Origin of the sequence: Kineosporia sp. NBRC 101677 (assembly GCF_030269265.1) — a bacterium.
Lineage (GTDB): Bacteria > Actinomycetota > Actinomycetes > Actinomycetales > Kineosporiaceae > Kineosporia > Kineosporia rhizophila.
In genome coordinates, this window is sequence record NZ_BSTA01000003.1 from 537928 (window position 1) to 560078 (window position 22151).

At 69.3% G+C, this 22151-nt stretch carries 22 protein-coding genes; 12 read left to right on the forward strand and 10 right to left on the reverse strand.

Going from position 1 to position 22151, the window contains the following annotated elements:
• Window positions 1–17: 17 nt before the first annotated feature.
• Window positions 18–734, forward strand: coding sequence for a helix-turn-helix transcriptional regulator (locus QSK18_RS11325; RefSeq protein WP_285618596.1), 717 nt, complete (start codon window positions 18–20; stop codon window positions 732–734).
• Window positions 735–806: 72 nt separating this feature from the next.
• Here QSK18_RS11325 and QSK18_RS11330 read toward each other — a convergent pair whose 3' ends face one another.
• Window positions 807–1715 carry a LysR family transcriptional regulator gene (locus tag QSK18_RS11330; protein WP_285618597.1) on the reverse strand — a complete coding sequence of 303 codons (909 nt, stop codon included), beginning with the start codon at window positions 1713–1715 and terminating at the stop codon, window positions 807–809.
• Window positions 1716–1830: 115 nt separating this feature from the next.
• Between QSK18_RS11330 and QSK18_RS11335 the strand changes: the two genes are divergently transcribed.
• On the forward strand, window positions 1831–2544 hold the full coding sequence (locus QSK18_RS11335; protein WP_285618600.1) for an SDR family NAD(P)-dependent oxidoreductase: 714 nt from the start codon (window positions 1831–1833) through the stop codon (window positions 2542–2544).
• Between the two features lie 64 nt (window positions 2545–2608).
• On the opposite strand, the gene QSK18_RS11340 is transcribed toward QSK18_RS11335, so the two are convergent.
• A complete protein-coding gene (locus QSK18_RS11340; protein ID WP_285618603.1) occupies window positions 2609–4426 on the reverse strand; it encodes a bifunctional sugar phosphate isomerase/epimerase/4-hydroxyphenylpyruvate dioxygenase family protein in 1818 nt (605 codons plus the stop codon).
• Between the two features lie 90 nt (window positions 4427–4516).
• On the opposite strand from QSK18_RS11340, the gene QSK18_RS11345 reads away from it, so the two are divergent.
• From QSK18_RS11345 to QSK18_RS11355, 3 genes are all read left to right on the forward strand, one after another.
• On the forward strand, window positions 4517–5161 hold the full coding sequence (locus QSK18_RS11345; protein WP_285618605.1) for a TetR/AcrR family transcriptional regulator: 645 nt from the start codon (window positions 4517–4519) through the stop codon (window positions 5159–5161).
• A gap of 87 nt (window positions 5162–5248) precedes the next feature.
• A complete protein-coding gene (locus QSK18_RS11350; protein WP_232810457.1) occupies window positions 5249–6103 on the forward strand; it encodes a shikimate dehydrogenase in 855 nt (284 codons plus the stop codon).
• A gap of 92 nt (window positions 6104–6195) precedes the next feature.
• Window positions 6196–7470 carry an MFS transporter gene (locus tag QSK18_RS11355; protein ID WP_352396528.1) on the forward strand — a complete coding sequence of 425 codons (1275 nt, stop codon included), beginning with the start codon at window positions 6196–6198 and terminating at the stop codon, window positions 7468–7470.
• Between the two features lie 34 nt (window positions 7471–7504).
• Here QSK18_RS11355 and aroQ read toward each other — a convergent pair whose 3' ends face one another.
• Complete coding sequence (aroQ, locus tag QSK18_RS11360; RefSeq protein ID WP_232810455.1) at window positions 7505–7960, reverse strand: type II 3-dehydroquinate dehydratase; 456 nt, start codon at window positions 7958–7960, stop codon at window positions 7505–7507.
• Window positions 7961–8610: 650 nt separating this feature from the next.
• Here aroQ and QSK18_RS11365 point away from each other — a divergent pair.
• On the forward strand, window positions 8611–9378 hold the full coding sequence (locus tag QSK18_RS11365) for a Scr1 family TA system antitoxin-like transcriptional regulator (RefSeq protein ID WP_232810454.1): 768 nt from the start codon (window positions 8611–8613) through the stop codon (window positions 9376–9378).
• Window positions 9375–9611 carry a DUF397 domain-containing protein gene (locus QSK18_RS11370; RefSeq protein ID WP_232810453.1) on the forward strand — a complete coding sequence of 79 codons (237 nt, stop codon included), beginning with the start codon at window positions 9375–9377 and terminating at the stop codon, window positions 9609–9611. Before QSK18_RS11365 ends, QSK18_RS11370 begins: the two co-directional genes overlap by 4 nt.
• Before the next feature lie 147 nt (window positions 9612–9758).
• On the opposite strand, the gene QSK18_RS11375 is transcribed toward QSK18_RS11370, so the two are convergent.
• The 3 genes from QSK18_RS11375 to QSK18_RS11385 all read right to left on the reverse strand — a co-directional run bounded on the left by QSK18_RS11375 (window position 9759) and on the right by QSK18_RS11385 (window position 12658).
• Window positions 9759–11036 carry a hypothetical protein gene (locus tag QSK18_RS11375; RefSeq protein ID WP_285618615.1) on the reverse strand — a complete coding sequence of 426 codons (1278 nt, stop codon included), beginning with the start codon at window positions 11034–11036 and terminating at the stop codon, window positions 9759–9761.
• Window position 11037: 1 nt separating this feature from the next.
• Window positions 11038–11622, reverse strand: coding sequence for an RNA polymerase sigma factor (locus tag QSK18_RS11380; protein WP_285618617.1), 585 nt, complete (start codon window positions 11620–11622; stop codon window positions 11038–11040).
• A 142-nt stretch (window positions 11623–11764) separates the two neighbouring features.
• Window positions 11765–12658 carry a helix-turn-helix domain-containing protein gene (locus tag QSK18_RS11385; RefSeq protein ID WP_285618619.1) on the reverse strand — a complete coding sequence of 298 codons (894 nt, stop codon included), beginning with the start codon at window positions 12656–12658 and terminating at the stop codon, window positions 11765–11767.
• On the opposite strand from QSK18_RS11385, the gene QSK18_RS11390 reads away from it, so the two are divergent.
• Window positions 12657–13202, forward strand: a complete 546-nt coding sequence (locus tag QSK18_RS11390) for a maleylpyruvate isomerase family mycothiol-dependent enzyme (RefSeq protein ID WP_285618621.1) — start codon at window positions 12657–12659, stop codon at window positions 13200–13202. The genes QSK18_RS11385 and QSK18_RS11390 overlap by 2 nt on opposite strands.
• 111 nt (window positions 13203–13313) lie before the next feature.
• On the opposite strand, the gene QSK18_RS11395 is transcribed toward QSK18_RS11390, so the two are convergent.
• Together QSK18_RS11395 and QSK18_RS11400 are read right to left on the reverse strand one after the other, a co-directional pair.
• Window positions 13314–13805, reverse strand: a complete 492-nt coding sequence (locus QSK18_RS11395; protein WP_285618622.1) for a pyridoxamine 5'-phosphate oxidase family protein — start codon at window positions 13803–13805, stop codon at window positions 13314–13316.
• A gap of 116 nt (window positions 13806–13921) precedes the next feature.
• The gene (locus QSK18_RS11400) at window positions 13922–14401 is read right to left on the reverse strand and encodes a hypothetical protein (RefSeq protein ID WP_285618629.1); all 480 of its coding nucleotides are present in this window, start codon (window positions 14399–14401) and stop codon (window positions 13922–13924) included.
• Between the two features lie 142 nt (window positions 14402–14543).
• Between QSK18_RS11400 and QSK18_RS11405 the strand changes: the two genes are divergently transcribed.
• The gene (locus QSK18_RS11405) at window positions 14544–15404 is read left to right on the forward strand and encodes an alpha/beta fold hydrolase (RefSeq protein ID WP_285618632.1); all 861 of its coding nucleotides are present in this window, start codon (window positions 14544–14546) and stop codon (window positions 15402–15404) included.
• 17 nt (window positions 15405–15421) lie between these two features.
• Window positions 15422–16969, forward strand: coding sequence for a GGDEF domain-containing protein (locus tag QSK18_RS11410; protein ID WP_285618634.1), 1548 nt, complete (start codon window positions 15422–15424; stop codon window positions 16967–16969).
• Between the two features lie 23 nt (window positions 16970–16992).
• Here QSK18_RS11410 and QSK18_RS11415 read toward each other — a convergent pair whose 3' ends face one another.
• Window positions 16993–18399 carry a GGDEF domain-containing protein gene (locus QSK18_RS11415; RefSeq protein ID WP_285618637.1) on the reverse strand — a complete coding sequence of 469 codons (1407 nt, stop codon included), beginning with the start codon at window positions 18397–18399 and terminating at the stop codon, window positions 16993–16995.
• A 143-nt stretch (window positions 18400–18542) separates the two neighbouring features.
• Here QSK18_RS11415 and QSK18_RS11420 point away from each other — a divergent pair, with 143 nt between their 5' ends.
• Both QSK18_RS11420 and QSK18_RS11425 read left to right on the forward strand, forming a co-directional pair.
• Window positions 18543–19106 (forward strand): manganese efflux pump MntP, encoded by a 564-nt coding sequence (locus QSK18_RS11420; protein ID WP_285618639.1) that lies wholly within the window; start codon window positions 18543–18545, stop codon window positions 19104–19106.
• 91 nt (window positions 19107–19197) lie between these two features.
• Entirely contained in the window at window positions 19198–20856 is a 1659-nt protein-coding gene (locus QSK18_RS11425) for a methyl-accepting chemotaxis protein (RefSeq protein WP_285618641.1), read from the forward strand.
• A gap of 81 nt (window positions 20857–20937) precedes the next feature.
• Here the strand turns inward: QSK18_RS11425 and hisC are convergent, their stop codons facing one another.
• The gene (hisC, locus tag QSK18_RS11430; RefSeq protein ID WP_285618643.1) at window positions 20938–22017 is read right to left on the reverse strand and encodes a histidinol-phosphate transaminase; all 1080 of its coding nucleotides are present in this window, start codon (window positions 22015–22017) and stop codon (window positions 20938–20940) included.
• Between the last annotated feature and the right edge of the window lie 134 nt (window positions 22018–22151).

Here is a 22151-nt window from a genome sequence, read left to right on the forward strand (position 1 = left end):
TCTGCCACACTTGCCGGATGAAGCGCGCCGAGCGGCAGTACGCCCTCGTGGATCTGCTGCGCGGGGCGCGCCGGCCCTGGTCGGCCGCTCGGCTCGCCGCGGAGTTCGGGGTCTCGGCCCGCACCATCGAACGCGACCTCAGGTCGCTGCAGCTGGCCGGGGTCCCGATCTACGCCGAGCAGGGGGCGGCGGGCGGTTACTCGATCCTGCGCGAGTACACGCTGCCGCCGCTGAACCTGTCTGCCCCTGAATCGCTGGCGGTGCTCGCCGGCCTGGCGCTGCTGGAGTCCTCGCCGTACCAGGCGGCCGCCCGCCGGGCCCGCGCCAAGATCGCCGCGGTCATGCAGGAGGAGCACCGCGGCGCCGTGCACGAGATGCTCGGGATGATTCAGGTCATCGACGCCGTCGCCCCGACGGACGATGCGGTGCCGTTGGGGTTGCTCTCCGACGTGATCGCCGCTCGCCGTCTGGTCCGGTTGACCTATCTGGGCGAGAACGAGGACGGCGGCCCCGATCTGTCCACCAGCACCGTTCGTGACGTGGAGACGATGGGTCTTCTGCGGGCGGGTGATGCCTGGCTGCTGGCGGGCTGGTGCCGGCTGCGTGATGCGATCCGCGGCTTCCGCATCGAGCGGATCACTCGCCTGGAGATCCTCGGCGAGGTGCCGGAACCACGCGACCCGGCGCTGCTGGAGGCCGACCTCGCGCGGTGGCCGACGCGGCGCCTGGCCTGAAGCGTGGTACTGGCCGTAGGCGCAGCGAGCCCGGCAGTTGCCGAATCCTGATCACCGATGTTGGTTGGGTTCTCACGCCCGCCCGGCGGCTTCGGTGGTCACGGGTTCAAGACCTTCCGTTCCGTGAACTGGAAGGTCAGCGGGCTGGGCGATCTGCTGGGCTGTTCGCACGAACGCCGCCACTGCGGCCGAACGGTTTTCGGCCAGCCAGACCACCGACAGTGTCACCGGTTCCAGCCCTTCCACCGGACGGTAGGTGATGCCGGGCCGGGGAAGGCGGTCGGCCACCCAGGTCGGCAGGAACCAGACAGCGTTCCCGACCTCGATGAGGTTGAAGATCTGCGAGTGGTCCAACAGCGGCAGGGACGGGGTCGAGGACTTGGGGAACCCCTCGTCTGCCGCCTGCCCGTCCGGCAGACGCCGTCCCGCCAGGTCGGCCAGCCCTATACGGCTACGGGCGGCCAGCGGGTCTGAGGCGGCCAGGGCGACCACGCGGGGGCCGGTGATCAGTGGCTCGCTGTCCAGCCCGCGTTCCTCGAAAGGCGTGTGTACGAAGGCCACGTCGGCCCGCCCCTCGTGCAGGGCCGGAAGCTGCTCGCCGTAGACGCCCAGCAGTAGTTCCACCGGTAGGACGGTGTAGGCGTCCAGAATCCTGCCCAGGAGGCCACCGTCGTGGTCGGCCTTGAGGGCAAGCCGCAGTCGGGGCTGGTCCTGACCGGCCTGACGGGCTCGGTTGGCAGCCCGGGTCACCGCGTCGAGGGCCGTGCGACTGTCTTCCAGCAGGGCCTGGCCGGCCGGGGTCAGGGCCACCTGACGGGTGGTACGCACCAGCAGTTGGACGCCCAGTTGCCGTTCCAGGTCGCGGATTGCGCGCGAGAGCGGTGGCTGCGCGATGCCCAGGCGTTGCGCGGCGCGACCGAAGTGCTGCTCCTCTGCCACGGCGACGAAGTACCGGAGTTGACGCGTTTCCAACTCACTCATATGCGCAAGGTATCAATCGAGAGCCAGATGATCCTTCCCCGTTCATCCTCCGCGGACCTTGACTAGGGGGCGATTCACCGGACCAGAGCAGGACAAGAGCAGGAGCAGAACAACAGTGAGCGACACCCTCGAGGACAAGGTCATCATCGTCACCGGAGCCTCTTCCGGGATCGGCCGGGCGACAGCCCGCCTGCTGCATGACGCGGGGGCTCATCCTGTGCTGGCGGCCCGTCGGGCCGACCGTCTGCAGGTGCTGAGCGAGGAACTGGACGGTGCGCTGGCCGTGCCCACCGACGTCACGGTCCCGGATCAGGTCAACGCACTGGCCCAGGCCACGGTGGAGCGGTTCGGACGGGTGGACGGGCTGGTCAACAATGCCGGCGCCGGGTCGTTCCACGCCCTGGACGGGCTGGAGCCGGCCGCGTTCCTGGATCTGCTGAACCTGAACGTGGTCAGCGTCGTGAGCGCGATCCAGGCAGTCCTGCCGCACATGCGGGCGGCCGGACGGGGACGCATCGTCAACATCAGTTCGGGCGCCACCCAGATGCCGATGGCGGGCAACTGCCTCTACCCGGCCACCAAGGTCGCGGTGAACTGGCTGAGCCAGGTCGGGCGCATGGAACTGGCCGACGACAACGTCCAGCTGAGCCTGGTCCTGCCGTCGGTCACCGACACCGAGTTCTATGCCGGGGGTGAACTTCCGGCCGGTCTGGTCGCGCACTCCCCCGAATACGTGGCCCGGGTGGTGCTGCGAGCCCTGCGCACCGGTGAAGAACGCATCGACATCCCACACGGTCCGGAGCAGCCGGGCTTTCCCGAGGTGCCCTGAAACCTCCTGAGCGTTCCAGCGTCGGTCCTCACAAGCGTCCTCAATCGGGGTTTTCGGTGAAGACCTACTTACCTCGGCCGAGGCTCTGGGCGGCGAGGCGGACGGGGGCGTTCGCGGCGCCGTAACCGTCGTAGCGGGACCGGCGCTCGACCACCTCGAAGAACACGTCGCCCTCGGTGCGGGTGTAGAAGTGGACGAACTCGCCTGCCGCATCACGTTCGTAGAGCAGATCGAGCTCACGCAGATCGGCGATGACGGCGTCGGGAAGGCCGTAGCGGGCCGCGAGGTCGTCGTAGTAGTTGGCCGGCACGGGCAGGAATCGCAGGCCTGCGGCGCGAGCGCTACGGGCTACCGCGGCTACGTCGTCGCAGGCGAACGCCACGTGCTGGGCCAGCTCCGAGGACGCGGCCGGAGCGACGTTGAGAGGCAGGCGGACGGCGCCCTCCACCGAGCGCATCACCTGGCTGCGGACCAGGCCGTGGGGGCCGGCGACCTCGACACCGGTCTCGGCGTCCAGTCCCAGGGCGGAGGTGTAGAAGAGGACCGCCTCGTCGAAGTCCTCCCAGGGCTGGACCATGTTGACGTGGTCGACCCGGCTGATCGGGCTGATCGGGCTGGTGGGGCTCGGCCCCGGTTCGGCGCCGCCCTCGAACTCGGCCACCCACGGGGCGTCGGTGCCCGCGGTCGAGTCGCAGAGGAAGATTTCGGTGCCGTCGGGGGCGGCCACGCCCTGGAGCGGGAGTTCCGAGGCGTAGGTGCGGCGGTACACGCGGGGTGCCATCAGCTGCTGGGCCCGATCGACCGTGGCGGCAGGGTCGTCCACGTCGAAGCCGATGGCGGCCAGGTGCGGTGCACGGTCGCGGGCCTGCTCCTGGTTGAGCACGACGCGGGCGTCTCCGGCGCTCCAGAGTCGTACCGGCTTGGACCGGTGGCGTCCGCGGAACGTGAATCCGAGCTGCTCCAGCAGGGTCTCGACCGCCGCGGTGTCCTCGGCGCGGATCTCCACGAAATCGAACCCGGTCGGGGCCTTGGCCTCGGGCAGGCGCAGCAGGTCGGTCCGGTCCTGGAGCCGGAGCGCGGCGGCGTCCTCCAGCCAGACCAGCGAGCGCAGGGCGTGCGCGGCGGTGCGGGTGACGTCGGTCTGCCGGAAGACGTCGTTGAAGACTTCCAGGGACAGGGGCCCGTCGTAGCCGGTGCGCAGCACGTGGGCCACGAAGGTGGCGAGGTCGAACGAGCCTTCGCCCGGGAAGAGCCGGTGGTGGCGTGACCACTGGAGCACGTCCATCGACAGGGCCGGTGCGTCGGCGAGCTGGACGAAGAAGATCTTCTTCCCCGGGATCTCCTCGATCTGGGCCGGGTCGTGGCCGCGCGAGAGGATGTGGAAGGAGTCCAGGCAGATCCCGACGTTCGGATGGTCCGCCAGCTCGACGATCCGCCAGGCGCGCCGGTAGTCGTCGACGAAGCGGCCCCAGGCCAGCGCCTCGAACGCGATCCGGACGCCGTAGCGGGCCCCCAGCTCGCCCAGGCGGCGCAGCTGGGCGGCGCTGACCTCGTCGGAGTCGACCACTGCGGTGGCGACGTTCGAGCAGACCAGGACCAGGTCCATGCCCAGGCGGCGGATCAGCGCGAACTTGGCCTCGGCGCGGCGCAGGTTGTCCTCCAGGGTCTCCGGGTCCACACCCTCGAAGTCCCGGAACGGCTGGTACAGGTCGAGGGTGAGACCCAGCCGGTCGGCCAGGGCGCGGATCTCCTCGGGTGACTGCGCGGCGACCACGAGGTCGGGCTCGAACACCTCGACGCCGTCGAACCCGGCCTCGGCACAGGCGTGCAACTTCTCGGTCAGTCCGCCGCTGAGGCAGACCGTGGCGATGGACCGCTTCATGGCAGCCTCCGGAGCTCGACAATGAACTAACTAGTACATTAACGGCGACGCTGCTTCAAGGCCTGTCCGGGGACGCACTACAGTGCTGCCGTGAGCAAGTCGCCGGCCGAACGAACCCGTGACGCCGAGCGGACCCGGGCGGAACTGCTCGAGGTGGCCACCGCAGTGTTCGCCGAGGACGGCTTCTCCGGCGCGCGGGTCGACGAGATCGCCGAGCGCACCCGCACCACGAAGCGGATGATCTACTACTACTTCGGCGGCAAGGAGCAGCTCTACGTCGCTGTTCTGGAGAACGCCTACGCCGGTATCCGCGCCGCGGAGCAGGCTCTCGTGGTCGGCGATCTGGAACCGGTCGAGGCGATGCGCCGGCTGGCCGAGCTCACGTTCGACCATCACAACGCCCACCCCGACTTCATCCGCCTGGTCTCGATCGAGAACATCCACCGGGGTGAGTTCCTGCGCCGGATCGAGTCGGTGCGCGAGCTGGCCACGCCGGTGGCCGGGCTCCTCGAGGACCTCCTGGCCCGGGGCCGGGCCGCGGGGGTCTTCCGGGCGGACGTCGACGCGATCGACGTGCACCTGGTGATCAGCTCCTACTGCGTCTTCCAGGTCGCCAACCAGCACACCTTCGGCTACCTGTTCGGCCGTGACCTGCAGTCCCCGCTCCAGCGCAAGCACCTGCGCGCGATGATCGGTGACGTCGTCGTGGCCTGGCTGACCGCTACGGCGGACTGAGCCGCATCCCCTTGCCCGGGCCTGCGGCCACGTGCTGTACTCCCAACGTACGAACCATTTAGTACATACCGATGGGAGCGGTCCCCCATGACTCGTGCCTACCTGGCCGGCCTGATCGGCGCCGGGGTCGGCCCCTCCCTGACCCCGGCCCTGCACATGGCCGAGGCCCGCCACCACGGGATCGAGTACCTGTACCGGACCATCGACCTGCCCGCGCTCGGCCTACCGGCCTCCGACGTCGGCGACCTGGTCCGGTACGGCCGGCTGCTCGGCTACGACGCCTTCAACATCACCCACCCCTGCAAGCAGATCGTGGTGCCTCATCTGGACCGGGTCGAGCGCCGGGCGGCCGACCTCGGCGCCGTCAACACCGTGGTGTTCGAGGACGGCCGGGCGGTCGGGTACAACACCGACCTCACCGGTTTCGAGGCCGCCTTCACCACCGGGCTGCCCGGGGCCGACACCCGGCACGTCGTCCAGATCGGGGCCGGCGGGGCCGGAAGTGCAGTCGCCGCAGCCCTGCTCGGGCTGGGCACCCAACGCCTGAGCATCGTGGACGTCGACCACGAACGGGCCACCGCCCTCACCCAGGACCTGTCGGCCCGGTACCCCGGCGCACAGGTCGAGACCAGCAGCCCGGAGAAACTCTCCGCGCTGCTGTCCGAGGCCGACGGCCTGGTGCACTGCACCCCGACCGGAATGGCCGACCACCCCGGACTCCCCCTCGACGCCACCTTTCTGCACGCCCGACTCTGGGTGGCCGACATCGTCTACCGGCCACTGGAGACCGCGCTGCTGCAAGCAGCCCGCGCCGCCGGCTGCCGCACCCTCGACGGCGGCCACATGGCCGTCCACCAGGCCGTCGACGCCTTCCATCTGATCACCGGCCGAACCCCGGACGCCGCCCGCATGCTCCAGCACTTCCGGTCCCTGGTCGCCTGACCGGGGCTCATTTCCAGATTGCAAGGAGGCAACTCGTGGAAACACCGGACCCCACCATCAAGACCCCCAGAAAGGCCGCCCTCGCCAGTTTCATGGGCAGCGCGGTCGAGTACTACGACTTCTTCGTCTTCGGCACCGCCGCCGCGCTGATCTTCCCGCAGGTCTTCTTCCCCGACGACGACGCCTCCGCACAGGTGATGTCGTTCGCCACCTTCGGTTTCGCCTACGTCGCCCGCCCGGTGGGAGCGGTGATCCTGGGCCACTTCGGCGACCGGGTCGGACGGCAGAGGGTCCTGATGTTCACCCTCGTCCTGATGGGCGTGGCGACCTTCGCGATCGGCTGCCTGCCCTCCTTCGACGCCATCGGCTGGACGGCCCCCGCCCTGCTCGTGCTCTGCCGCCTGCTGCAAGGCCTTTCGGCCGCCGGTGAGCAGGCCGGCGCCAGCTCGCTCACCCTCGAGCACGCGCCCGACGACCGTCGCTCGTTCTTCACCTCCTGGACCCTGACCGGCACCCAGGGCGGTCAGATCCTGGCCGCGCTCGTCATGCTGCCGGTCGTCGCGATGCCCGACGACATCAAGTTCTCCTGGGGCTGGCGCATCCCGTTCTGGCTCAGCGCCCTGGTCGTGGTGGTCGCCTGGGTGATCCGCCGAACCCTGCACGAGCCGCCGGAATTCGCCCGCAAGCAGGCCACCGGCCAGATCGCCAAGATCCCGCTGGCCGATCTGCTGCGCCACCACTGGGCGGACGTGTTGCGCGTGGTGTTCTGCGCGTTCATCGCGGCCGTCTCCACCGTGTTCGGCAACCTGGCCATCGCCTACGGCAAGGAGGTCGGGGTCAACGAGTCGATCACCCTGTGGCTCGTGGTGGTCGCCAACATCGTCGCCCTCGGCACGCAGCCGGTGTTCGCGACAGTGGCCGACCGGATCGGGCGCAAACCGGTGTTCATCTACGGCGCGCTCTCCAGCGCCGCGTTCATGCCGTTCTACCTGCTGTCCATGAGCTCCGGCAACGACCTGCTGACCTTCGCGCTGGCCGTGCTGACCTTCTCGTTCGGCTACGCCGCGGCCAACGCCGTCTGGCCCTCGTTCTACGGCGAGATGTTCAACTCCCGGGTCCGCTTCTCCGGCTTGGCCATCGGCACCCAACTCGGCTTCCTGATGGCTGGTTTCGCGCCGACCATCGTCACCGCGCTCGGCGGGGTCGAGGAGGGCGGCTGGAAGGTCACCGCCGGCTTCACCGCGGTCATCGCCATCACCGCGGCGATCTCCGCCGCCACCGCCCGCGAGACCAAGGACATCCCGACCGCCCAGCTCGGCGGCCCAGCCCTCGACCCCGCGCCGATCGGCGCGACGATCAACCGCTGAGTCCTGCTCCGCTCCCGCCGGATCGCCCGTGCCGTCAGCCGACGACGCGGGCGATCTGCTGCACGGCGAAGGCATAGCCGTGGATGCCGGCACCGACGACCACGACCTCGGCGATGTCCGAGACGTAGGAGTGGTGCCGGAAGGGCTCACGCTTGTGGACGTTGCTCAGGTGCACCTCGCCGACCGGCAACTCGGACGCGAGCAGGGCATCGCGCAGGGCGACCGACGTGTGGGTCAGCGCACCCGGGTTGATCACGATCCCCGCGCAGTCCGACCGGGCCGCGTGGATCGCGTCGATCAGCACACCCTCGTGGTTGCTCTGCACCGCCCGGACCTCGAACCCGAGCCCGGCCGCCACCTCGACGACGCTGGCCTCGACATCGGCCAGGGTGTCGCTGCCGTACAGCGACGGCTCGCGGGTACCCAGCATGTTCAGGTTCGGCCCGTTGACGAGCAGGAGCCGGCGCGGTGCAGAGTCAGGCGCAGTCACCGGCGCAGCCTAGTCGATCACCCCGTGCCTGACGGCCACCTCTGACGTCCATTGCTCGTGCTCTCTGCGGGCAGGATCGACCGGTCAGGAGCCGATCACTGTCCACGATTGCCCGAATGGGCGCCTCAAGAGACTGAGCAATCTACGAAGGCTCCGTCGGCGAGCGACGGGGACGCGGGACCAGGAAGGCCCGCCCGTGTGACCGCGTGCGCCGCGCCCGCCCCACGACGCGCTCGTCGGCCGGAGCGTTACCGAGCGGAAGGCGGGGACGCGGGATGACGAAACTGACGAACGAGTCGGGGGCAGGTGGTTCGGCCGACTCCTGACCGTAGGCACTGTTCCGTGGCTCGTTCGGCATCGCTGTCCCATCGATTGCGAGCGGGGGGAAAGCGGTGCGGACCGGGCTCCCCCCGTGGAAGTCCGGCCAGCACCTGCTTCAGCAGCCCTGGTCGGGCTACTCGCAAGAAATCCTGACAAATGGCCTGGCTGTCTGACTACCTGTCACGATGCCAGGCCTATATGACAGGTATGCAGGGGTTTTCCCTCATGGTGGCTTTTCTACGTATCAGTAGGCTGACGTGGTGGTCGAAACAGGGGACGAACCATCGCAGGACGGGAGGGAATGGCCCGGCATCACACGATGGCTATTGGTGCAGCAGATCCAGGCGTACCGTCTGCGCGCCGGCCTGACGTACAAGCAGATGGCCGGCGTGGGTCTGGGTTCGGAGTCGCGGTGGAACCGGATCGAGGGCAACAAAGGCGGCTTCGCCCTGCGCCCAGGCGACATCCAGCAGATGCGCAAGGTCTTCCGGCTCTCGGACGTGGAGGCCGACGAACTGGAGGACATGCGGGCTCGAGCCGGTGCGGAGGTCAACTCGCAGGTTCCCGCGGTACAACCGACTTTCCGCGAGTACCTGGCCTTCGAACGACATGCCGTGGGGGTGGACTCGCTCGGCGGGATGCACGGGCTGATCCAGACTCCCCACTATGCCGCGGCCACAGCGCGACTGGACGGCGCGCACGGAGCTGCGGCTGATGTGGTGGTCGCGTTGCGCATGGAACGTCAGCGCCTGACGCTGGGGCGCGCGCAGCTGCGCGTGGCCCTGGACGAGGAAGTCCTCCTGAGGGAGGTCGAGTCCAAGAAGGTCATGGACGAACTCAAAAGCCACTTGCTGCGCCTGGTCCGGGAGGAGTACGCACAGATCCGCGTCCACCTGATCTCCTCGGGAGCTCACTCGGCGGTGCGGGGTGCCGCGACGATCCTGCGTTTCCGGGCCGGGGGCCGGTCCCGTGCCATCGTCTACACCGAGAGCTGGGTGGGCGGTGCGCACACCGACGACCGCCAGGTGGTGGCGAGCATGAACGACAAGTTCCAGAGCGTTTTCGACAGCTCAACACCGATCGAGGAGTACCTGTGAGCGCCACCGACGGCAACGACCTGACCACCGGCGCGGTCCCCGACATTGCCTTCCACAAGTCGACTTTCAGCGAACAGGGAGCGTGCGTCGAGGTGGGACGCAGCGACGGCATGGTCCACGTGCGGGACACCAAGAACCGCGCCCTCGCCACCCTGAGCTTCACTGTCCCGGAGTGGCGCGCCTTCGTTCAGGGCGTGCAGGCCCACGAGTTCGACGACGAGGCCCAGCTGTGAGCTGACGCGGCTCGCCGAGCGGCAACCTCTCAGCTGGCGGGGAAGGTCGGCCAGTTCACCGATCTTCCCCGCATCCGGCGGCAGGTGCGGAGTGCCGACCTGGATCAGCACCGGAACCGGCGGGGTGACGAAGGTGCGGTTGCCGGGTTAGAGATCGGCCAGGTCTATGCGGACCAGAACTGCTCCATCGGCGTCGCGGACGGTCAGGGTGGAAGGATCGGTTCCGGTGCCGGTCTCGCTCAGCCGGATCCCGGTGAGCAGGAAGGTGTCCCCGACGACGCGGGTACTCAGCAGATCTGATCGTGGGCGGGTCACCTCGACGGTGGCTGCACCGGTGGGCAGGCCCGCTCCGGCCAGGGCCACCGTGTCGCTGGACTGGCCTCCGGAGTCGGGCTGGAAGTTGAAAAAGATTTCCCGGGTCGCGCCAAGGTCCTTGGCGGCAGCGAGTTCTGGTTCGGTGGTGGTCGTGGGGTCTTCCTTGGTCACCACCTCCACCGAGCCGATGCCCGAGGCATCGGTGCGGCAGATCGCCAGCATCCCGTCGTAGCTCCACAGCTGCAGGTGTTCGCCGTCGAGGTCGTGCCCGGCGCCGCGTTGCCAGCGGCCCGGATCAGCCACGGGCAGGTCGGTTTCCCGCGTGCAGTTGGCCAGGTCGTTCGTCTTCAGGTTGGGATCTTCGACAGCGTGGCTCTGGCTGCTGGACGGCGCTTGCTGGGTCTGGAGCGCGCCGTTCACCTTCACCTGGAACGACGTGCTGCCCGCAGGAACCGAGTTGGGACGCAGAAACACCCCGTTACTGATCACGGCCGCATCCGTCGGATCAGGGTCGGAACCGGGAGCCAGGAGTACCTGGGTGACGTCGGCTGAGGCCAGACCAGCGACTGTGCCCAAGGGAGAGACCATTTCGATGGTGGCCTCGCCCGCGCTCTTCTTCGCGGGAACGGGCCGGGACAGGGTGAGCGAGTCGGCCGTCAGCTCGCAGAAGATCCGCTCGTCGCCGTCGGCGAAGGCGACCACGGTCACGCCCCGAGCCGAGGCAGTCAGTAAAGGTTTCCAACCTGGACGGTCGGCCGCGCACCGCTGAATCGCTTCCGTAGGAGCCCAGTTCGCGGTCGCGTCGTAGCGTTCCGCAGCCGTCCAGAAGTGGTTGCCCTTCCGCAGATCCTCCTGCGTCCACCCACCCTGCTCGGCCAGGTCCGAGTCGCCCGCAGCCACCGACAGACCGGGGCCACCGTTCTGCAACTGCGCGCTCCCCAGCATCGCCAGCACCGCCACCCCAGCGACCGCGGTGGCACTCAGGCCGGTGGCCAGATAGGTGCGGGGTGATGTCGATCGGGGCGAGACCCGGGATCGCAGCCGGCGGCGCACATCATCCGGTATCACCCGGTCCGGTTCGAGCGCCGCCTGGTCAAGAGCGTCCGTCATGTCAGTCCTCGTCGTTCAGGTCGGTCATCGTGTGCAGACGGGCCCGGGCGCGCGACAGTCGCGAGCGCACGCTGGCCTCGGTGATCCCGAGCAGTTCGGCGACATCACCGGTCGCCATTCGCCCCAGGGCGCAGTACTCCACGGCCTCCCGCTCGGCCCGGGGCAGCCGGCGCACGGCGTGCAGCACCCGCTCGAGTCGGGCCCTGGCCGCCGCCTGCTCGCTGAGCTCCTCAGCGTGGTCGCGGTCGGCCTGGTGTGAGGCGATCCGGGGCAAGGCCCGCAGATACCTTGCCAATCGACGGCGTTCGTTGCGCACCAGCGTGTTGGTCACCTTCAGCAGCCACGGCAAGGCGCTGCCGTTGACGATGCGCACCTCGTGCCTTCGTCGCCACAGCACCAAATACACTGCGCCGGCGATGTCCTCGGCCTCGGCCCACGACGCGGTCAGCCGGTAGGCGTAGTTCCAGACAGTCTGCGCATACCGTTCGAAGAGCTCGGTGAACGCCTCCTGATTCCCTGCGCGGATCGACGCCAGCAGATCGGCATCGGCCGCCGGGCCGAGGCCGAGCCGTTCGTCAACAATCACCACACCATCCTTCCCTCACTCTTGTTCTCGCCGTAGTGGTCGCTGAGGGAGGAACGCTGCATCAGATGCGGCAATGTGACGGGCGCCATAAGTTCTGGGCGAAGCTCTGGCACCAACTGGTCCTACTGACCACCGGGCCGGGTCACGGCCGGTGCGCGGCGACGAACCGTCCGGGGGTCGTCCCAGTGATGTGCACGAAGTCGCGAATCATGTGCGACTGATCGACATAGCCCACGGCAGCGGCCAGTTCGGCCTGCGTGACCGCCTGCGAGCGCAGCCTCTCGGCGGCCTCCTGCAACCGCCGACGTTGAATCAGGCATTTCGGTGTGAGTCCCAGGCGGCGGCGCAGCAGACGTTGCAGGGCTCGCTCGCCGATGCCGAACTGCTCACAGATCTGGGCCACCTGCAGCAGTTCCAGATCGTTCTCGACGGCCTCCACCACGGCGTTGACGAGTTCACTCTCGGCGTCGAAAGGCAGGAACCGACGTAAGGCGCCCTCGCACACGTCCATGACGGCTCGATGGGCCGCAGCGTCGTGCGGATCCGGTGCCATGAGGTTCTGCACCCGGCCGGCCAGGGCCCGGCCGTCGTCGCCGAGCACCTGCGCCAGATCGAGGTACCGGTCGTTCAGGCCGTCGATCTGGCCCGCCATCCGGAAGCCCGTGGCCGGGGCCAGCACCATTCCGACCGCCCACCCCTGCCCGGTCAGCGTTGTCGCCGACAGTTCGGGCGCGACGCCGTAGAAACGGGCATCGTCCCCAGTGATCACGATCAGGCAGGCCGGGTCCTGCAACATTCTCTGCGGCGCCTCGGCGCCGGAGGGCACCGACCACACCGGGATCCAGAAGCGGCGCAGCACACCCCCGAGGTCGCTGCTCGCGGCGTACCGGTACACCGGCCCAGCAGTGTCGGTCAGATGCGCCAGTTCCTCCGGCGCCCTACGTACCGTGCTCACCACGACACCGGTGTCGGTGTCGGGGTCGGTGTCGGGTTTCGCCAATCCCTGCCCCAAGACCTGCTCATAGCGTCCATCCATGACGCACATCCTGGCGCAGTACCGAACCGCTGTGATCCCGCTGACCGCCGTCGTGACCGCTGTGCCGCCGCAGAACTGGGACGCCCCCTCCCCCTGCGAGGGCTGGAGCGCGCGGGACGTCCTTGCCCACCTCATCCAGACTCAGAACGAGACGCTGACCACGAACGGCGTCGTCCTGGGGGACGCCCCGGACACCGCCCCTGATCCCGTCGGCGCGTGGGCTCAGCACACCGACGGCGTGCTCCGAGCCCTGGCCGACGCCGACCTCGTCGACCGGCCCATCGACTGGTTCTTCGGGCCCACGACGATCGGGGCCACCTTCGGACAGTTCTACGTCTGGGACATGTACGTCCACCGGTGGGACCTGGCCCGCGCGGCCGGGCTCGATGCCCCCTTCAGCGACGCCGAACTCGACAACATCCAGGAGGGGGCGGACCTTCTGGGCAAGGCACTGCACATGGACGGCATGTGCCGACCGCCCATCGTCCCCGCCTCCGGTGACCGCACCACCCAGGTCCTCGCCCGCCTAGGCCGAACTGCCTGACAAACAGAAACTGGGGACGTCGGTGGGCACCCACCGACGTCCCCCTGGTTTCGCGTTCGGGTCGCGTGTCGGGCTGGCCACCGGATTCCGGCGCAGCCCGAAGTTCGAGTGCTACAGGTCGACGACCTTGTTCTCCCCCACCTCGGCCCGCTCCCCCTTGACCTTGGCCTTCACGTAGCTGATCAGCGTGGTGACCTTGCTGCCGGGGGCGTCCCAGTACTCGGCCGTGTCGGCGTGGATCTTCACCAGGGCGATGCCGGGCGTGTCCGGCCCGTCGGGGAACCAGGCCGACAGAGCCGGGTTCCACAGTTCGTCCAGCTTCTGGCGATCGTTCAGCACCTGCGCGTCTCCGGCGACCGACAGCCAGGCCCCGTTGCTGGAGAAGGACACGTTCGTGCGGGCACCGTGGCGGATCTGGTTCACCTTGCGGGCGTCCCCGTCGGAGACGAACCACAGGTCGCCGTCGAACTCGACCTGCTGCACCGCCATCGGCCGGCTGACCAGGTGCCCGTCGTCGTCGATCGTGGTCAGCATGGCGATCTGAACATCCTTGACAATCTCGGCCACCTTGGCCCGTCCGGCCTGGTTCTCGTCGCTCGTCATGATCCCTCGTCTCTTTCGCCGTCTGGCCCGTTGCTGCGGTACCTGCCCATCGGTATCAGGCGAGGTGGCCCGGCGCCTGCCGAGATCCAGGGGGCCAGCCGGCGTGGGGTGCGAGGTCAGGAACTGAACGGATTACGGACGAACACCCACCACAACGCCTGCAGCACTCCGGCAACCACCACTAGTGCAACGGCTTTGACGAAATCGTTGCGGTCGCGCGCCGAATGCCGCAGCAGTCCCCCGGCCCCCATGACACCGAAGCCCAGTACGGGGGCCTGGAACAGCAGACCGAACGCTCCCAGCACGACCATGACGAGCCAGATCCGCCGGCCCCAGGTGCTGAACGTGACCAGGGGGATGCCCTCGGGCCGGTCGTCGACCTGCACGGTGGGACTGAGCTGGCGCATGCTGTAGCTGACCTCGATGCGGTGCCGCACACCGTCGGCGCCGACCAGAAGGGTGTTGCCCCAGCGGTCCCGCGGCAGCTGCTCCCCGTCCTGGAAGAACCTTGCCTGCTCACGGTTCTCGGCGTTCTCCACCACCAGGTCGATGCCTTCGACGGTGACCGTGTACCGTTTCCGGCTCTTCGCCTCCATGCCGCCCACCGGCCCATGATCACTCAGCCCCGTGCGTCCCGCATACCGAGCGGCGAACGCGATACCTGCCCACGGACGTCCTCTGGTTGGCGGTTTCGTGGTCGTGATGCAGGATCGGCCTGTCGTCGTCGGGAGGGGCGCCATGTTCGACGGGTTCGTGGACGAGCAGATCGACGTGGGTGAGGTGCGGCTGCGGGTCCGTCACGCCGGTCGTGGTCGGCCCGTCCTGCTCATCCACGGTCATCCCCGCACCGGTGCCACCTGGCACCGGGTGGCACCGCAGTTGGTGCAGCGGGGCTTCACCGTGGTCTGCCCAGACATGCGCGGCTACGGCAGCTCCGGCAAGGCCGAGGTGCGCGCGGACCACTCGCAGCAGTCCAAGCGGGCGGTGGCCCACGATCTCGCCCGGCTGATGAAAGCCCTGGGGCACGAGCAGTTCGCCGTGGTCGGCCACGACCGCGGCAGCTACGTGGCCCTGCGCCTGGCCCTGGACCATCCTGGTTCGGTCAGCCACCTGGCCGTTCTCGACGGCGTGCCGATCAGTGAGGCGCTGGCCCGCTGCGACGCCAAGTTCGCCCACGACTGGTACCACTGGTTCTTCTTCGCCCAGCCGCAGCGGCCTGAGCGGGCGATCAACGCCGACCCGGACGCCTGGTACGAGGCCGATCCACAGAGCATGGGCGCGCAGAACCACGCCGAGTTCCGGGCGGCGATCCACGACCCGCAGACGGTGCGGGCGATGCTCGAGGACTACCGGGCCGGGCTCGGGATCGACCGCGAGCACGAGGAGGCCGACCGACGGGCGGGCCGGACCGTGGCCTGCCCGACGCTGGTGCTGTGGTCCAGCCGCGACGACATGGAAGACCTGTACGGCGACCCGCTCGACATCTGGCGTTCCTGGGCCGGCGACCTGCGCGGGCACTCGATCGAGTCGGGCCATCACGTGGCCGAGGAGAACCCGGACGACCTCGTACGGGCGCTGACCTCGTTCTTACCTACCTGAGACTGCGGTCACGCCTCGTGACCGCTGCTTCGGCCGAACGGGTGGCTCTGCCTCACAACGAGGTCCGGCATGTCGACCCGCCAGGAGTGACCCCTACCCGTCCTGACGCCTTCTTCCGCATCCACCTGGTGGTAGGGGTGCTGCTGTCGATCATCTGCACCCTTCTGCCCATCAGTGTCGGTCGCGACGTCCTGTACACCGTCATCAGCTACGGCTGTGTGGCGATGATGTGCGTGGGGATCCGGCGTAACAAGCCGACCCACAGCCGCGGTTGGTGGCTGGTGGCCGGCGGTATGGCGATCTGGGCCATGGGTGACCTCCTGTGGGCGGTCTACACCTGGGGCTTGGACATCTCCCCGGAATTCTCCCTGGCCGACGTCTTCTACCTGGCCAGCTACGTCGTCATGGCGGCCGGTTTCTGGTCCTTCGTGCAGGCCCGGCGTCGGGACAGCGACCGGGAGGGCCTGATCGACGCGGCCATCTTCACTGTCGGATCGGTCCTGATCAGCTGGGTGGTGCTGATGCGGCCGGGGCTGGAGGCGGCCGAGGCCTCGGCCGGCGCCCAGGTTCTGGCGACCGCCTACCCGCTGGGTGACCTGCTGCTGCTGGCGCTGCTGGTGTGCCTGCTGACCAGCCAGGGTGCCCGCACTCCGGCGTTCCGCTGGCTCGTCGCGGCCAACGCCCTGCTCCTGGTCGCGGACAGTGCCTACCAGTACACGGCGATGCGGGAGACGCCCTTCGGCCCGTACGTCAGCCTGGCCTGGTTGCTGGGGTACGTGTGCTTCACCGCGGCAGCCCTGCACCCCTCGATGCGTCAGCTCACCGACAGCAAGAGCGGTGACTTCGACACCCGCTTCACCCGAGGCCGGCTGGCCGCCCTCACGGCCGCCAGCCTGGTGGCGCCCGGCACGCTGCTGCTGCAGCTGGCGCTGGGCCTGCGTCTGGAGGCCTGGGCCGTGGCCCTGTCCTCGGTGGTGCTGTTCCTTCTGGTGGTCTGGCGCATGTCCGGGCTGCTGCGCCACCTGGACGCGCAGGCCTCCCAGCTGGCCGACCTGGCCCGCACCGACGCCCTGACCGGCCTGCCCAACCGGCGCACCAGCGATGCCGAACTGGCCCGGATGCAGAACCGCGCCCGCAGCGAGGGGATCCCCCTGTGCGTGGCCGTCCTGGACCTGGACCACTTCAAGAAGTTCAACGACACCTTCGGCCACCAGGCCGGCGACAACCTGCTGATGGCCACCGCAACTGCCTGGCAGGAACGCCTCGGCCAGGCCCAGGCCACCGCGGGCCCGGGCCACCAGGCCCTGCTGGGACGCTGGGGCGGCGAGGAGTTCGTCCTGCTGCTCATGGGCCATGACCAGCAGGACGCGGTGAGGCTGGTCGAGGCGCTGGCCCCGGCCACGCCTGCCGGACAGAGCTTCTCGGCGGGTGTGGCCCGCTGGGACGGGCTGGAGTCGGCAACCGACGTGTTCGCCCGCGCGGACCAGGCCCTGTACGCCGCCAAGACCGCCGGCCGTGCCCAGGTGTGCGCTGCCGAGTCCCTGAACGACTGGGCCGTCGCCTGAACCGTCTGACCTCTGGCCTTCGGTCAGGCGGTGAAGACCTCCACCCGGCCGCGCCCGTTCTGCTTGGCCCGGTACAGCGCCGTGTCGGCGTTGTGGATCAGTAGGGCCGCCTCCTGCCCCTCGTCGAGGACGGCGATCCCGATCGAGACCCCGATGGTGACGGTGTGGCCGTCCACCGTGAAGGGCTCGCTGAGATCGGTACGGATCCGGTCGGCGACGGCGTTGGCGTCGTCGATGTGCCGGACGTTGCGACACAGCACCAGGAACTCGTCCCCGCCGAAACGGCTCACGAAGTCGTCGGGCCGCACCGCGTCGGCCAGGCGCACGGCGACCTCCCGCAGCAGAGCGTCGCCGGCGGCGTGGCCGTAGGTGTCGTTGACCGGCTTGAACCCGTCGAGGTCCAGGAACAGAGCCGCGACGCTACCCTCCGCGCCGGTCTGCTGTTTTCGCCGCCACTCGGTGATCGCTGCTTCGGCCTCCTCCATGAACAGGGCCCGGCTGGGCAGACCGGTCAGGGTGTCGTGCAGCCGGGCCCGGGCCAGACGGCTGGCACTGGTCGACAGCGAGACGCCGATGACGAGGATCAGGAGGATGGCGGCGGTCAGGGCCGCGAACATCTGCCAGGCCACCCGCCCGGTCGCGGTCACCGGCCCCAGCAGCGTCGAGCGCGGCTCGGTCATCACGACCTGCCAGTGGCTGCCGGCCACCGGGTGCGCGGAGAAGTAGGTGCCGTCGACCGTACCGTTGCCCTCGGTGCCCAGCGCGGCCTCGAGCCCGGCGTTGCCCAGCGCGTCACCCGGCTCGAGTTCGGGTGCTGACGAGGTGGAGGTGATGATCTTCTTCTGGCCGTCCAGCACGTACGACCTGCCGCTGGTGACGTTGATGGCCCCCATGAAGAGCGGGTCCAGCTGGGCCAGGGGCGCCGGGATCACCATGATCCGTGCCCCTTCGGGGGTGTTGAACCACTGATAGGCGCGCACGCTGGGACTCTCACCGGCGAGGACGTCACCGAAGGAGAGGCGGCGGGTCTGCCTGACCAGCGCGAAGCCCGGGTCGGAGGTCAGAACCGTGGTCTCGGGGACGGCCGCCGGCGGGTCGGCCAGCAGCAGGCTGCCCTCGGCGCTGAGCACGGCATACCAGTCCGTGTCCAGGTCGACCTTGCCCCGCCGTTTCTGCAGCTGCGCCGGCGTACCGGAGAACTCCTGCTCGGCGGTGGCCCGCGTCTGGGCATCGCTGCCGGCCAGGGTGCCCCCGAGCAGACCGGCCGCGACAGCGCCCCGCGCGTCGAAGTCGGCCAGCGCCTTGTCCCGGGCCGCGGACGTGGTGTGGCTGACGTAGACGCCGGCCCCGGCCACGGCGAGCACGCTGAGCAGGACCGCCGTGGCCAGGCTCAGCGAACGCAGCAGGCCCGGCCGCAGTCTGGCCGTCACGGCCTCACTATCGGCAGCGCGATGCCAGATATCAACCCTGCTGGCACCCGGTCCTGCGAACGGCGAAACTTCGACAACTCCGGCGCCGATACCTGAGCTGGAGACCGCCGGTCCCGCGGATACCGAAAGGCACCTCGCTGTCCATGTCCTTCTTCACGCTGTTCGTCATCGCGGTCGGGGTGTCCGCCGACGCCTTCGCCGTGGCCGTCGCCAAGGGCCTGCACCTGCGGCGGGTCACCGCCCGGGACGCCGCCTCACTGGCGCTGGGCTTCGGCTTCTTCCAGGCCCTCATGCCCCTGGTGGGCTGGCTGCTGGGCCGCAGCTTCTCCAGCTACATCACCGAGATCGACCACTGGATCGCGTTCTTCCTGCTCGGCCTGATCGGGCTGAAGATGATCTGGGAGGCGGTCTCACCGCCGGACGAGGAGGACGACTCCGACGGGATCAGCCTGCGCGAACTGCTCCTGCTCTCGGTCGCCACCAGCCTCGACGCCCTGGCCGTGGGCATCAGCTTCGCCTTCCTCAGCGTCTCGATCCTTCCCGCCGTGGCCCTCATCGGCCTGACCACCACCGTCCTGACCCTGGTCGGGGTGATCATCGGACGAAGAGCCGGTGGACGCATCGGCCGCCCCGCAGAGATCGCCGGCGGCATCATCCTGATCCTGATCGGCACCCGCATCCTGCTCGACCACCTGGGCATCATCTGAAACGCGCATGACCTGAGTCACACCGGGCCGCCGCTCCTTCAGTGGCCGGCAGAACCGTCGAAGGGAAGGATCCCGACCACAAGGAGTTCCGGTGTCGCCTGCGCCGAGCGTCGCTGCCCGTCCCGCACCACCCGCTCCGGCTGCCCGGGCCGGCCGGCTGGGCGCTCTCAGCGTCAAGACCAAGATCGTCGCGCCGATCCTGGTCATGTCGCTCGTCGCGGTCGGCGTCGGCGCCGTCTCGCTCCAGCAGATGAGCTCGATGAACAACCGGATCCACACGCTGCAGGAACAGCGCCTGGCCGGCGTGCAACAGCTGAACGACCTCAATCACCAGCTCAGCCAGATGTTCCGCGCCCAGTTCCTGTACCTGGTGACGAAGCCCGGCGACGGTGACGAGGCGGCCAAGGCCACCTGGCTCCCGGCGGCCGAGACCGCCGACACCGCCATGGACGACGCTCTCGCGCAGTACCAGAAGGTCGCCGGCACCGGCGACGGACGAGGTGCCCAGATCGAACAGGTCACCACCGCCGCGCAGACCTACCGGACGCTGCGCGACGTGATCATCTTCGGCGAGGCCCCGCCCAGCGGGTTCGAGATGCCCAGCGACCTGGGCAAGGCCTTCGGCGACGCGGAGACCCAGCTGAACGAGGGCGTGGTGGCCCTGGCCGAGCTGGAGATCCAGGCCTCGCAGGCGGCCACCGCACAGGCCGACGCCGATTTCGCCAGTGCTCGGACCACCGTCCTGGTCTCTCTGGTGCTCGGGCTCGCCCTGGCGGCCGCCCTGGCCGTGACCGTGCTGCGGATGCTGCTGCGTCAGGTGCGCGCCCTGTCCGGGTCGCTGGCCCGGCTGGCCGAAGGTGACCTGACCCAGGAGGCCGAGGTCACCTCGCAGGACGAGCTGGGGCGGATGGCCGCGATGGCGAACGAGGCGGTCCGCGCCTTCCGCAGCATGCTGACCACTCTGGTCGGCCAGGCCGAGACGGTCTCCAGCAGTGCCCTGCGCCTGAACGAGGTGACCGGCCGGATCGGAGCGGGCGCGCGGCTGGCGAACGAGCGGGCCGCAGTGGTCAGCTCCGCGTCCGAGGACGTGTCGTCGAACGTGCAGACCCTGGCCGCCGGCGCCGAGGAGATGGGGGCCTCGATCGGGGAGATCGCCCGCAACGCGCAACTGGCCGCCGACGTGGCGGGTACCGCCGTGGCCCGGGCCGAGAGCACGAACGCGACCATCAGCAAGCTGGGCGAGTCGTCGGCCGAGATCGGCAACGTGGTGAAGGCAATCACCCAGATCGCGGAGCAGACCAACCTCCTGGCCCTGAACGCGACGATCGAGGCGGCTCGGGCCGGGGACGCGGGCAAGGGCTTCGCGGTGGTGGCCGAGGAGGTCAAGCAGCTGGCCCAGGAGACCGCCCGGGCGACCGAGGACATCGCCCACCGCGTCGAGGCCATCCAGGCCGACACCGGTGACGCGGTCAGCGCGATCAGCGAGATCGGTACCGTGATCGCCCAGATCAACGACTTCCAGACCACCATCGCGGCGGCGGTCGAGGAACAGAGCGCCACCACCACGACGATGAGCCGCAGCGTGGGTGACGCGGCTCAGGGCGCCACCGGGATCGCCGGCAACATCGCCTCGGTCGCCGAGGCCACCCGCACCACGACCGCCACTCTGACCGAGGCCGACACCGCGGTGCAGCAACTGGACCAGGTGGCTGCCGAGCTGAGGACCGCGGTCGGGCGCTTCCGGTTGTGACGGTGCCGGTGCACCGAACCGGTGCACCGAATCGGTGCGCTGAATCGGTGCGCTGAATCGGTGCACCGGGGTCCGTGGTGGTCAGATCGCCTGGAACCCCTGAAGAACCTCGAGCACCCGGTCGTTGGTCGCCGCGTCGGCCAGAGTGATCCGCAGCCCTTCGCCGGCGAACGGCCGCACCAGAATGTCCGCCTGGTCAAAGGTTTCCAGAAGGGGGCCGGTGAGGGCCGGGCCGGTGGGCAGCCAGACGAAGTTGGCTCCGCTGGTGGGGATCGGCCAGCCCAGCGCCCGCAGTTCGGCCGTGACGCGGGTGCGCTCGGTGGTGACGGCGGCGACGCGCTGGGCCAGTTCGTCGGCGGCGCCGAGGGAGGCGATGGCGGCTTCCTGGGCGATGGTGCTCACGCCGAAGGGCAGGGCGGTCTGGCGAAGGCCGTGGGCCAGTTCTTCGGAGGTGACGGCGTAGCCCACGCGCAGGCCGGCCAGGCCGTAGGCCTTGGAGAAGGTGCGCAGGACGCAGACGTTGCTGCGCTGCTGGATCCGGTCGAGGGGGTTCACGTCGCGCCCGTACTCGGCGTAGGCCTCGTCGACGACCACGAGGACGGTGGGCGGTACCTGGTCGAGGAACGCTTCCAGGGCCGCTTCGTCGAGGGCGTTGCCGGTGGGGTTGTTCGGCGTGCACAGCAGCACCATGCGGGTCTGCTCGGTGATCGCGGCGAGCATGGCCGGCAGGTCGTGGTCGAGACCGGTGGTGAGCGGCACCGGGACCGGGCGGGCGCCGGCCAGGCGGGTCAGCAGGGGGTAGGCCTCGAAGGAGCGCCAGGCGAAGACCACCTCGTCGCCGGCGTCGCAGAAGGTGGCCATGAGCTGCTGGATCGCTCCGACGCTGCCGGGGCTGACCGCGATCTGCTCGGGTGAGGCGGCCAGGTGCCCGGCGATCACGTGGCGCAGCTCGGTGCTGGCCGCATCCGGGTAGCGATTGGCTGCCGAGGCCGCGCGGACGATGGCCTCCTGCACCGAAGGCAGCGGGGAGAAGTGACTTTCGTTGGCGGCCAGCGGCGCGGTGCGCTCCGACTGGGCCCGGCGGCCCGGGCGGTAGGCCGGCACTGCGGACAGCACCGAGCGCAGGGCCGGGCGGGCTGGGGCGGCAGCAACGGTTGTCATGATTCGAAGAATCCGGCCCCGTTCCCGTTCGGGCAACATCTGATCTTGCGGTTGAGCATTCTGACGCGAGACAGGCCCGCCCGGCCGCAGAATGCTCAGGCAGCCGACCGGCGGGGCCGGGGAAATGCCGGTCG